Source organism: Psychrobacillus sp. FSL K6-2843 (assembly GCF_038626375.1).
GTDB lineage: Bacteria > Bacillota > Bacilli > Bacillales_A > Planococcaceae > Psychrobacillus > Psychrobacillus faecigallinarum.
The window spans coordinates 835,302-847,121 of record NZ_CP152021.1; the positions used below are offsets into that span (position 1 = coordinate 835,302).

11 protein-coding genes are annotated in these 11,820 nt (G+C 34.3%); all 11 read left to right on the forward strand.

Features of this window, described 5'->3' with window-relative positions:
* Positions 1–55 precede the first annotated feature (55 nt).
* The 11 genes from MKY94_RS04160 (at position 56) to MKY94_RS04210 (ending at position 11,806) form a co-directional block, all read left to right on the forward strand.
* A complete protein-coding gene (locus tag MKY94_RS04160; protein WP_342578083.1) occupies positions 56–757 on the forward strand; it encodes a hypothetical protein in 702 nt (233 codons plus the stop codon).
* Positions 758–904: 147 nt separating this feature from the next.
* Positions 905–1,633 carry a Wzz/FepE/Etk N-terminal domain-containing protein gene (locus tag MKY94_RS04165; RefSeq protein ID WP_342578084.1) on the forward strand — a complete coding sequence of 243 codons (729 nt, stop codon included), beginning with the start codon at positions 905–907 and terminating at the stop codon, positions 1,631–1,633.
* A 1-nt stretch (position 1,634) separates the two neighbouring features.
* Positions 1,635–2,345 (forward strand): CpsD/CapB family tyrosine-protein kinase, encoded by a 711-nt coding sequence (locus tag MKY94_RS04170; protein WP_151111194.1) that lies wholly within the window; start codon positions 1,635–1,637, stop codon positions 2,343–2,345.
* 55 nt (positions 2,346–2,400) lie between these two features.
* Positions 2,401–3,168 (forward strand): CpsB/CapC family capsule biosynthesis tyrosine phosphatase, encoded by a 768-nt coding sequence (locus MKY94_RS04175; protein WP_340862675.1) that lies wholly within the window; start codon positions 2,401–2,403, stop codon positions 3,166–3,168.
* Between the two features lie 520 nt (positions 3,169–3,688).
* The gene (locus MKY94_RS04180) at positions 3,689–5,521 is read left to right on the forward strand and encodes a nucleoside-diphosphate sugar epimerase/dehydratase (RefSeq protein ID WP_342578085.1); all 1,833 of its coding nucleotides are present in this window, start codon (positions 3,689–3,691) and stop codon (positions 5,519–5,521) included.
* A 109-nt stretch (positions 5,522–5,630) separates the two neighbouring features.
* On the forward strand, positions 5,631–6,746 hold the full coding sequence (locus MKY94_RS04185) for an aminotransferase class I/II-fold pyridoxal phosphate-dependent enzyme (RefSeq protein WP_342578086.1): 1,116 nt from the start codon (positions 5,631–5,633) through the stop codon (positions 6,744–6,746).
* A gap of 3 nt (positions 6,747–6,749) precedes the next feature.
* On the forward strand, positions 6,750–7,385 hold the full coding sequence (locus MKY94_RS04190) for a sugar transferase (protein ID WP_225215886.1): 636 nt from the start codon (positions 6,750–6,752) through the stop codon (positions 7,383–7,385).
* A gap of 26 nt (positions 7,386–7,411) precedes the next feature.
* The gene (locus tag MKY94_RS04195) at positions 7,412–8,044 is read left to right on the forward strand and encodes an acetyltransferase (protein ID WP_342578087.1); all 633 of its coding nucleotides are present in this window, start codon (positions 7,412–7,414) and stop codon (positions 8,042–8,044) included.
* Positions 8,045–8,079: 35 nt separating this feature from the next.
* Entirely contained in the window at positions 8,080–9,369 is a 1,290-nt protein-coding gene (locus tag MKY94_RS04200) for a hypothetical protein (protein ID WP_342578088.1), read from the forward strand.
* Between the two features lie 27 nt (positions 9,370–9,396).
* Positions 9,397–10,635 carry a glycosyltransferase family 4 protein gene (locus MKY94_RS04205; protein WP_342578089.1) on the forward strand — a complete coding sequence of 413 codons (1,239 nt, stop codon included), beginning with the start codon at positions 9,397–9,399 and terminating at the stop codon, positions 10,633–10,635.
* Positions 10,636–10,681: 46 nt separating this feature from the next.
* Positions 10,682–11,806 (forward strand): glycosyltransferase family 4 protein, encoded by a 1,125-nt coding sequence (locus MKY94_RS04210; protein ID WP_340862678.1) that lies wholly within the window; start codon positions 10,682–10,684, stop codon positions 11,804–11,806.
* Positions 11,807–11,820: the final 14 nt, after the last annotated feature.

Consider the following 11,820-nt stretch of genomic DNA (forward strand, 5'->3'; position numbering starts at 1 on the left):
CTATTAGAATATTTATCATGCTAAACTAAGGTTACTTTTCAGGAGGGATATATCAATGAAGAAGTTGAAGATTTTTGCTATTATTGTCCTTGTTTTAATTATAGCAGGGGGCAGTTATTTACTGTATACGTTTAAATTTAAGGAATATGATGTTGCAGATGACGAAGTAAAAGAAATTGTAGAAAAAGAACCGTATAAAGTAGAGCTGCCAGGTGGAGCTACTATTTCTATGGATGAAAATGGTGAAGTGATAGAAGAAGAGGGAACAAGTGAAGAAACAGCAGGGGACAATGCTGCCGATGGAAACGAGAGTAGTGGGAGTGGAAATGGAGAGAGCCCCAATAACGTAACTGGAAATGGTGGTGCCGATAATTCTTCAGGGACAAGCTCTGGTTCCTCCAATGAAACTACGGTTGCTGCGATTAAAGAAAAATATACACCTGCTTTAGAAGGATTAGAGGATCAAGCAGATACGAAAGTAAATGCCTTGATTGTTAAAGCTAAAAAAGAATACGTAGACAAACAAGCAAATGGTGAAAAAATTAATGTTGGATATTTTTATAATAAATATATGGCTGCTGCAAAGGATTTGGAAGGAAACACAGACAAAGTGTTTGATGCAGTTTTGAATGCAGTAGAAAAAGACTTAGCAGCAAATGGCTTTGATAAGACTGAAGCTAAAGCAATGGAAGAAGAATATGAAGCAAAAAAGAAAGCCCGACGAGATAGTATATTGAAAAAGGCTTTAGGAAATTAAACTATTGAATAAATATTCATTTAGTTTGCATAAGGGTAGTGAGGATTGTTATCAGTAGTTTTAATAAGTTTGACTATGATAGAATAATATAAACTTTTTAGCATTGTCTAATTTAGTAATAAACGATAGAAGGAGTTATCAATTTGAATGGAAGAAACAATAACACTTCAAGATATTTTTAAAACACTTAAAAAGCGATTATCATTAATTATAATATTGACGATAATTGCACTAGCTATCAGTGCGGTAGTGAGCTATTTTGTTATAACTCCTATTTACCAATCGTCAACACAGATCTTAATAAATCAAGAGAAAACAGAGGTAAATACGTTTAGTTCACAGGATATAGAAACCAATCTTCAACTTATTAATACATATAATGTGATTATTAAAAGTCCAGCGATCTTATCATTAGTAATTGATGAGTTGGATTTAAATACTACACCTGCTGCCTTGACCAATAAAATTACAGTAAATAATGCAGAGGATTCGCAAGTAGTCAATATTACGGTTCAAGATCCTGATCCTCAAAGAGCGGTGGATATTGCTAATAAAACTGCTCAGGTTTTTCAAGCACAAATAAAGACTCTGATGCAAGTAGATAATGTTAGTGTTCTCACTCCAGCTGTTCTTGGAGATAATCCCTCACCTGTTAAGCCAGATCCAATGTTAAACATGGCAATAGCAGCGGTAATTGGTCTGATGCTTGGAGTAGGGCTTGCTTTTCTATTAGAATATTTAGATACGACTGTAAAAACAGAAGAAGATATAGAAGAATTATTAAAACTGCCTGTATTAGGTTTAATCAGTAATATTTCAGAAAAAGATCTTCAAGACACCAAACTAGAAGTAATTGATAGACGAAAGAGGTTGTGAAATGCCAACTAACAAAAAGAAAAATAAACCATTATTGACTGCAGCTAGAAAGCTGATCACATCATCTAATCCAAAGGCAATTGTTTCAGAACAATTTAGAACGCTAAGAACAAATATCAACTTCTCGATGCCAGATAAAGAAATAAAATCTATGTTATTTACTTCTGCCTCCCCTAGTGAGGGGAAATCCACAGTGGCTGCAAATAGTGCTGTGGTATTTGCACAGGAAGGAAAGAGAGTGCTTCTGATTGACGGTGATATGCGAAAGCCAACAGTGCATTATACTTTTCATCTAACTAACACTTTAGGTCTTTCTAATTTGCTTACGCGTCAAGCTCTTTTAGAGGAAGTTATTAAGCATGATGATGTACAAAATTTAGATATAATTACATGTGGCCCAATTCCTCCGAACCCAGCTGAATTACTTGGTTCTAAGACGATGGAAAAGGTCCTGGAAGACTTGAAAGAAAAATACGATATGATTATTTTTGATGCTCCTCCTGTATTATCAGTGACCGATGCACAAATATTATCTAATTTATGCGATGGTACAGTTATCGTGTTAAGTGCCGGAAAAACAGAAAAGGATGCACTATTGAAGGCTAAAGAAGCATTAATTTCTTCTAAGGCAAATATTTTGGGGGCGGTTTTAAATAACTATGTCCTTCAAAAAGATCATTACTACTATCAATATTATGGATCTGAAGAGTGATTGGGAACCATCCTAATCACTCGTTTTTCTATTTAAATTGAATGGAGGTTATATTATGGTAGATATCCACGCACATATTCTTCCGGGAGTTGATGATGGTCCTGAAACGTTGGTAGAATCGCTTGGGCTTGTATATCAAGCGGTAAAAGAAGGTATTACAGATATTATTGTGACCCCTCATGCATATCATCCACAATATAAAGTGCTGAAGGAAGCTGTAGTAGAAAAATACAATAATATCAAAGAGGAAATAGCTAAAGAAAATTTGCAAATAAAATTGCACCTAGGGCAAGAAATAAGAATTGGGGATTCTATCGTAGAACAACTGAGAGAAGGGAGTGCTTTAACATTAGCTGGTTCAAAATATGTTTTGTTAGAGCTGCCATCATCGAATGTGCCCAATTATACGATAGCTATCATTCAAGAAATATTAAGCATGGGAAAAGTACCGGTCATTGCACATCCCGAAAGAAATAAAGCTATCGCAGAAAAACCGAGTAGATTACTTAAGCTTATAAATCATGGTGCTATCTCTCAAATTACAGCAGGTAGCTTAGCAGGACACTTCGGTAAAAGTATACAGAAAACCTCTATACAGCTAATAGATTGTAATTTAGTCCATACGTATGGTTCCGATGTGCATAGCAAAAAAACAAGACCATTCTTATTTGATGCAGGACTATGCTATCTAGAAAAGCAAAAAAAGCTAGATACTGTAGATATTTTTCTAGAAAACAATGCAAGAATTGTAGAAAATAAAGAAGTTATTCTTTTAGAACCAACGGAACCCACTCCTAAAAAATGGTGGAGCTTTATCGGATAACAATAACTATTCTTTTATCATATTTTTAATAAGAATTAAAGACATACATGAGAGAGAAATAAGCCATCACCCTCGCACAACAAAAGCGAGGGTGATGGCTTATTACTTTGCCTAATGAATTTCTATATTTGTTTGTTCTCTTTAAGGAAATCTATTCTTAAAAACACTTATTAATATACCCTTTTTCAAGGGAAATAAACTATAAGGTAAGCTAAAACTATTAAAATAAATTTAGAATCAAATGAACTATTCTGTAAATATAATTGTAAAATAATTGATTTTTATCATAAATAACGGTAAATAATAACAGTTAAAAAGGAATAAAAAGGAAAGTAATTAGGATATGTAAGATAAAATTAAAAGGACAAAATACCCACATAACAGTTATATTTCAATTGCATTACAATAAAATTACAACAAATTTATATCCAAAGTGCTATAATTATGTGCAGTGAGAATAGAAATTATACATAGGTAAAAGAAATAGCTTACATAGGTAAAAGAATAGGAGAGTGACACGATGTCATTAAAGCGAAGAATGTCGATGCTGATATTAGTCGATTCATGTATAGTGTTATTTTCAATATACATCGGCTATTTTCTACTGCATCCAATCGATAATCCATTTACGGATGTATTATTATTGATTAGTTCGCTTACGATATTTGTAGCGCATCACAGTTTTGCAATGTATTACGGACTGTATCGGAAGGTATGGGAATATGCATCCGTGAAAGAATTATTGTCGATATTTAAGGCAGTAACTTTCTCCATACTAACAGTCGCTCTTATCCAAGTAATCGTAACGGGAGACGTACTTGTTAGAGCATTATTCGTTACATGGATGTTGCATATGCTACTAATTGGTGGGACAAGATTATCTTGGAGAGTGATAAGAGACACCTTCATAAGTGGGCAAAATTTAAAAGGTTCTAAAAAAAGGACGCTTATTATTGGTGCAGGTGCAGCTGGGACAATGATTGCTCGACAATTATTGAAGAATGCGAACTCGCCGCTTAAGCCAATTGCTTTTTTAGATGATGATATAACTAAAAAGGGATTGGATATCTTTAACATGAGAGTGTTAGGTGGAATCGACATAATTGAGGATGTAGTCTTGGATCAGAACATTGAACACATTATTATTGCTATTCCTTCAATGGAAAAGACGCGTCGTGCAATGCTTTTACAGCTATGCTTGGATACTGGAGTTCGTACTCAAACAATGCCTCTTATAGAAGACCTACTAACAGGGAAAGTATCAATCAATGAAATAAGAGATGTGAGAATTGAGGACTTACTTGGTCGTGACGAAGTAGAACTTGACCTTGAAACAATTTCATCTAAACTAACTAACAAAACTATTCTCATTACTGGAGCGGGCGGCTCCATTGGTTCAGAGATTTGTAGACAAGTAGCCAGATTCAATCCAAAGGCAATTATTCTACTCGGTCACGGAGAAAATTCTATCTATACTATAGACATGGAATTGCGACAAAAGGTTTCCATGATTACAAAAATAATTCCGATAATCGCAGATGTTCAAGATCGTGGACGTATTTTCGACATTGTATCGGAGTATAAACCTGATGTAATTTATCACGCGGCTGCACATAAGCATGTTCCATTGATGGAACACAATCCAATGGAAGCCGTAAAAAACAATATTTTCGGTACAAAAAATATTGCTGAGGCAGCAGATGTGTTTGGAGTGGAATACTTCGTTATGATTTCTACTGATAAAGCAGTAAATCCTCCGAATATTATGGGTGCTACCAAACGTTTCGCAGAGATGGTTGTGCAAAATCTTGCTAAAGAGAGTAAGACGAAATTTGCAGCGGTTCGCTTTGGTAATGTTCTTGGATCTCGTGGTAGTGTAGTGCCACTCTTTAAAAAACAAATTGCTGTAGGCGGACCAATAACTGTCACAGACCCAGAAATGACGAGGTATTTCATGACAATACCCGAAGCCTCTAGACTTGTTCTTCAAGCGGGCAGCTTAGCTAGCGGGGGAGAAGTATTTGTTCTAGATATGGGCGAGCCGGTTAAAATTGTTGACCTAGCTAAAAATTTAATTAAGCTCTCTGGCTATAGAGAAGATGAAATAGGTATAGAGTTTTCAGGTATTAGACCGGGAGAAAAATTGTATGAAGAGCTCTTAAGCGAAAATGAGATTCAAAGCAGATTTATCTTTCCAAAAATTCATATTGGAAAGGCAAATCCGATCAGTCAGTCTGAATTGAAATATGTGATGGAGAAGCTTCCTCATATGAACAATGCAACACTTAAAGAAACGTTAATAGGATTAGCGAATCATAAGTTTGTCGACTCCCCTATTAAGGAACACGTTTAAAAGATAAATCTTTATAAATTTGAGAAAACATTATGTTTGGAAATAAGGTTAGATGTATGAATGTTGAAAACCTATCCAGATGCTATTTAAATAGGAAGGAAGTCAAATAATGAATGAAAGAATTTTCCTTTCGTCCCCTCATATGAGTGAGGAAGGATATGAAATACAATATGTGAAAGAAGCATTTGATACTAATTGGATTGCTCCATTAGGAGAAAATGTAAATAATTTTGAAAAAGAACTTGCTGCAAAGGTAGGCTCGAAAGCAGCAGCAGCTCTATCATCTGGAACAGCCGCGATCCATCTGGCGCTAAAGGCTGCGGGAGTAGGGGAAGGGGACATTGTATTTTGTCCGACACTAACATTTTCTGCTACTGCTAATCCTATTATCTATCAAAATGCAATACCTGTTTTTATAGATAGTGATTATGAAACGTGGAATATGTGTCCAAAAGCGTTGGAAGAGGCTTTTGCTAAGTATCCTAATGTTAAAGCTGTTATAGTGGTTCATTTATATGGTTTATCTGCCGATATGGACAAAATAGTAGCGCTTTGCAATAAGCATAATGTTGCTTTAATAGAGGATGCAGCAGAATCGTTAGGAGCATATTATAAAGGGCAGCATACAGGGACCTTTGGTGACTATGGTATTTTTTCTTTTAATGGAAATAAAATCATCACTACTTCAGGTGGTGGAATGCTCGTATCTAACAATGAAGAGAGAATTGAAAAAGCAAGATTCTGGGCTACCCAATCTAGAGATCAAGCTAGACATTATCAACATAGTGAGCTCGGTTACAATTATCGAATGAGCAACGTGGTTGCTGGAATTGGTAGAGGGCAGCTTAAGGTCTTGGATAAGAGAGTGGAAAAGAAAAATTACATATTTAATTTTTACAAACAAGAGCTCAGCGGTCTAGATGGTATAGAATTTATGCCTAGTAATGAATGGGACAAGCCTAACTACTGGTTAAGCGCCTTAACTTTAAATGGACATGTTAGACCGATTGATGTTATGCAAGCCCTAGAAAACGAAAATATTGAATCTAGACCAGTATGGAAGCCAATGCATTTGCAACCGTTCTTTGAAAGATATGACTATATCGGTAGTGATGTTTCGGAAAATCTATTTAATAATGGAGTTTGCTTGCCATCTGATTCGAAAATAACAGATTCAGAACTAGAGAGAGTTACTAAGACTATAAAGAGGATTTGGGAGGCATAACTCATGAGGCAAAAAGATGGGATTTACAAAAAGCTCATTAAAAGACCATTAGATTTTATCGTTTCCCTTACGATGCTTATCATCCTTAGTCCTCTACTGCTAGTCGTAGCGATTCTCGTTAGAAACAAATTAGGGAGTCCGATTTTATTTAAACAAAATAGACCTGGTTTACATGAAAAGGTTTTTACAATGTATAAATTTCGAACAATGACAGAGGAGAGAGATGAACATGGAGAGCTGTTACCCGACCATGTAAGGCTTACTCGCTTCGGGAAATTCCTCCGTTCTACTTCCATAGATGAACTACCAGAGCTTTTAAATATATTAAAAGGAGATATGTCCTTTATTGGTCCACGACCTTTATTGGTTGAGTATCTTAATTTATATAATGAAGAGCAAAGAAAAAGACATAATGTTCGTCCAGGTTTGTCTGGTCTTGCCCAAGTAAGTGGTCGAAATTCACTTAGCTGGGAAGACAAATTCAATTTAGATGTTAAATATGTAAAGAATATATCTTTTCTAGAGGATCTTAAGATTATATTTATGACAATTAAAAAAGTGTTTGTAAAAGAAGGCATCAACTTCGACAATACTAAAACAAATAATCGATTTCAAGGAACTGGAAGTAATCAAAAATGAACCAAATTTGAACTCGAGGGTGACATATGAAAAAGCTTTTTATAATAGGTAGTGGTGGTTTTAGTAAGCAGGTTATAGAAATTGTAGAAAAGCTAAACGTAAATGAAGAAAGATATAAACTCTTAGGTTTAATAGATGATAATGAAAATCTCGTAGGAAGCAATATAATGGGCTATGAGATTCTTGGTACAACCGATTATTTGAAAGAATACTCAGAGCAAAATGAAGTATTTGGTGTGATAGCAATAGCTAATTGTAACGTCCGAAAGCTCCTAGTTAAAAAATTAACATCCGTTAACTGGCTAAACTTAATCCATCCAGACGCTATAGTAAGTAACTATATTCAACTGGGAAAGGGTAATATTGTTTGCGCCGGTGTGGTTATTAATCCTGATTGCTATATTGAAGATCATTGTCATATCAATATAGGAACAACCATGGGACATGATATACAAATGGAGAGTTTTGTCACAGTCATGCCTGGAAGTCGAATCTCCGGTAATGTTACTCTAAAGGATTGCTCAATGATTGGGACTGGTTCTACTATTTTGCAGGGCTTGACTATCGAGGAAAACGTAAGTATTGGTGCTGGTGCAGTAGTCACAAAAAATACAAGTGCTAATGGTCTATATAAGGGTTTACCAGCTAAGAGATATTAGATAAATAGAAGGCGATTAAATGAAGGGTGATTATAATGGTAAGAAAGACTCTTAGAGGAACTGTGTTTTGGGGAATGGATGCATTAAAAGGTAAGACAATCAAACAGAACTATAATGATATTAAACAAATAATGGAAAGTAATACTTCGAATCTTAAACGGCTTCAGTCAATTTGTAATCATGCTTATGATACTGTTCCTTTTTACATTCCATTAAAGTCATCCAATTTCAGTGATTTACCTGTTGTAACAAAAAACCATTATAAAGAAATGTATACATCTTTTCAATCTCAAAAACATTTGAATAATGTATATCATCAAATGTCCACTAGTGGTTCCACGGGTACTCCTTTTACGGTAAATCAAGACAAAGCTAAGCGTGAAAGGACAATGGCAGAGGTAATCTATTTCAATGAAATAGAAGGACAGACGCTTGGTCAAAAATATATGTACTTTAAAGCTTGGCCAGAAAAGAAAACTACAATTGAAAAGCTTAAACAAAATTTAGTTCCTATAGACATATTGCGATTAGATGAAGAGGCATTAGAAAGTATTCGAAGAACATTACAGAACGATAAGCATATTAATAGCTGCTTGGCCTATGCTTCTTCCTATGAAATTCTAAGTAATTATATATATGAAAAAGGCGATACACCGGATATGTATAATTTAAAGGTTATCTTTTCTAGTTCCTCGTTATTAAAAGAAGAAACGAGAGAAAAGCTAGAGAAGATTTTTGGTTGTCCTATTATCGACAGATATTCCAATCAAGAAAATGGGATTTTAGCCCAGACAAAATCTAATGATAGAGTGTTTAGGGTAAATAGAGCAAGCTACTTTATTGAATTATTAAAGTTAGATAGTGATGAACCGGTAAACGCTGGAGAACTAGGGCGGATAGTTGTCACAGATTTATATAACCACGCGATGCCTATTATTCGATATGATACAGGAGATTTGGCTATATCAGATGATTTAGATCGTTATAATATTTCTACCTTGAGAAGTATTCAAGGTAGAAGAATCGATATGGTGTATGATGCACAAGGAAATGTTTTAACGCCACATACTATAAGTGTACATATGAAACGATACAAAAAATTAAAACAATGGCAATTTATTCAAGAGGATAAAACGTATTATATTTTAAAGGTCAATGGAGCAGAGGGCATTTATACGGAAAATGATTTTATAGATTCGTTTAAAGGAATTTTAGGTGAGGATGCCCGTATTGATGTGAAGTTTGTAAATGAGATCCCTGTTTTAGCTTCAGGTAAGTTTAAGAATACTATATGTAATTATAAAGTGCCGGAGAGAGTAAAATAATTACAACAAACAGAAGAGGATATGACAATGCAGAAAAAAACAGTATGGATTTTCAATCATTATGCTCATGGTACATACTTCAATAAGGGTGGGCGACATTATTGGTTTGCCAAAAATCTTATTAAAAAAGGTTATGAGCCCACTATTTTTTGTGCAAGCACTAGACATAATAGTGATTCTCAGATATCGATAACGAACGGAACTTACGAGTTAAAGTCTGTAGAGAAAATACCTTATGTTTTTGTGAAAACTACCAAATACAAAAATGGTATAGAACGACTACAAAATATGTGGAATTTCTACAAAAACCTTTTTCCCACTACAAAGGAATATAGTAAAAAGTATGGTAAACCAGATATAATCATAGCTTCCAGTGTACATCCACTAACTCTATTAGCAGGTATTAAGATAGCTAAAAAATTTAAGGTTCCCTGTATTTGTGAGATTAGAGATTTATGGCCCGAGACAATTGTCCAATACGGAACTCTTAAAAAGAATAGTTTTGTGGCAAAGCTTTTGTACAAAGGTGAAAAATGGTTATATAAGAAGGCGGACAAGCTTATCTTTACTATTCCAGGAGGAAAGGATTATGTTGAAGAAATCGGACTCGACTCATCTAAAGTAAGATACATCAACAATGGTGTGGATTTAGAAGAGTATAATAAAAACAAAAACGAGTTCATTTACTCTGACGACAATCTTGATAATCCTTCTACTTTCAAAGTTCTTTATACTGGTAGCATGGGCGTAGCTAATGAATTAACATATTTAGTAAAAGCAGCAGAGGAAATCCAAAATAAAGGAATAGACGATATTCAATTCATCTTATTTGGCCATGGCAGCCAAAGAGAAAAGCTAGAAGAATATGTTGCTAGTAAAGGATTAACTAATATTGTTTTTAAAGGTAAGGTCGATAAAAAGTTAATTCCTAATATTTTAAGTAAATCTAATTTAAATATATTCACTGGTAAGCATATTCCTTTATATAAGTATGGCTTAAGCTTGAATAAGCTCTTTGATTATATGGCGTCTGGAAAGCCTACGCTGTCCAATATGGAAAATGGCTATGATATATTAACAAAGCAAAACTGTGGGAAAACCGTAAAAGGTGGCTCAGTGGACGCTTTAGTACAAGGTATTTTAGAGTTTTACCATATGGATAAGCAAGAATACAATCAATACTGTCAAAACTCTTTATCAACTATACAAAATTATGACTTTAAAACGCTAACGGATAAATTAGAGAGCATTATTATAGAAAGTTAATCGATTTTTACATACTAGTGAAAGTAACCAATGGGGTGGAGTAAATATGAAGGTTTTACATATAAATTCATATTACGGAGGCGGAATGCTATATAAAAATATATACGATCGCCAAGTAAGAAATGGCATCCCTATTGATGTTTATGTCCCAACCCCTTTTACTACGGACTTATCTCATTTACAGTTAGGGGAATATACAACTGTTAGAAAAAATCATTATAAATTTGATCGTTATTTGTTTTATGTGAAGCATAAAAAAATTTATAAGGATTTAGTAAAAAATTTCAATGTGCAGGATTATTCACTAGTGCATGCACATACTCTCTTTTCTAATGGTTATATCGCTTTGCAGACAAAGAAAAAATTTGGCATCCCTTATGTAGTAGCTGTAAGAAATACAGACGTAAATCAATTTTTTAAACGAAGAGTTTTTTTACGTAGTTTGGGTATTGAGATATTAAAGGAAGCAGAGTCTATTATTTTTCTTTCCGATTCTTATAAAAATATTGTTGTAGAAACTTATGTTGCTGAGAAAGACAAAAAAGAAATCCTAGAAAAGTCTATCATTATTCCTAACGGGATTGATGAATTTTGGTTCAATAATTTAGGAAATCCTAAAACACTATCTCAGCCTAAAAGTATTAATATAATTTTTATAGGAGCAGTAAACAATAACAAGAATATACTGACCTCAGCGAGAGCGCTTGAGATGTTACAGGGGAGAGGCTACAAAGTTAAGTTCACTGTTGTGGGGAAGATAAGCAATGAACAAGTTTATGAAGAGCTGATGAAGTTTTCTTTCGTAAATTATTTAAAGCCTCAGCCAAAAGAGAGTCTTTTAGAAATATATCGTTCTCATGATATTTTTGTTATGCCATCTTTAACAGAAACTTTTGGACTCGTATATCCAGAAGCTATGAGTCAAGGCTTGCCACTGATTTACTCAAAGGGACAAGGATTTGATGGTCAATTTGAAGAGGGGAAAGTTGGATATCACGTTGATTCTCTTGATCCTACTATGATAGCGGACCGAATAATAGACATTATGAAAAATTATGAGGATATATCAAAAAATTGCTTGGCGCTAGTAGACAATTTTAATTGGGATAGATTGCTGACTCAATATGATGATGTATACGCTAGAGCATTGCAGAATGAATCCAAAAGATAAGAGGAATGTGAATA

Bases quoted from the DNA above. Each gene is read 5' to 3' on its own strand.
- MKY94_RS04160 (WP_342578083.1), top strand. From the start codon at position 56: ATGAAGAAGTTGAAGATTTTTGCTATTATTGTCCTTGTTTTAATTATA.
- MKY94_RS04165 (WP_342578084.1), top strand. From the start codon at position 905: ATGGAAGAAACAATAACACTTCAAGATATTTTTAAAACACTTAAAAAG.
- MKY94_RS04170 (WP_151111194.1), top strand. From the start codon at position 1,635: ATGCCAACTAACAAAAAGAAAAATAAACCATTATTGACTGCAGCTAGA.
- MKY94_RS04175 (WP_340862675.1), top strand. From the start codon at position 2,401: ATGGTAGATATCCACGCACATATTCTTCCGGGAGTTGATGATGGTCCT.
- MKY94_RS04180 (WP_342578085.1), top strand. From the start codon at position 3,689: ATGTCATTAAAGCGAAGAATGTCGATGCTGATATTAGTCGATTCATGT.
- MKY94_RS04185 (WP_342578086.1), top strand. From the start codon at position 5,631: ATGAATGAAAGAATTTTCCTTTCGTCCCCTCATATGAGTGAGGAAGGA.
- MKY94_RS04190 (WP_225215886.1), top strand. From the start codon at position 6,750: ATGAGGCAAAAAGATGGGATTTACAAAAAGCTCATTAAAAGACCATTA.
- MKY94_RS04195 (WP_342578087.1), top strand. From the start codon at position 7,412: ATGAAAAAGCTTTTTATAATAGGTAGTGGTGGTTTTAGTAAGCAGGTT.
- MKY94_RS04200 (WP_342578088.1), top strand. From the start codon at position 8,080: ATGGTAAGAAAGACTCTTAGAGGAACTGTGTTTTGGGGAATGGATGCA.
- MKY94_RS04205 (WP_342578089.1), top strand. From the start codon at position 9,397: ATGCAGAAAAAAACAGTATGGATTTTCAATCATTATGCTCATGGTACA.
- MKY94_RS04210 (WP_340862678.1), top strand. From the start codon at position 10,682: ATGAAGGTTTTACATATAAATTCATATTACGGAGGCGGAATGCTATAT.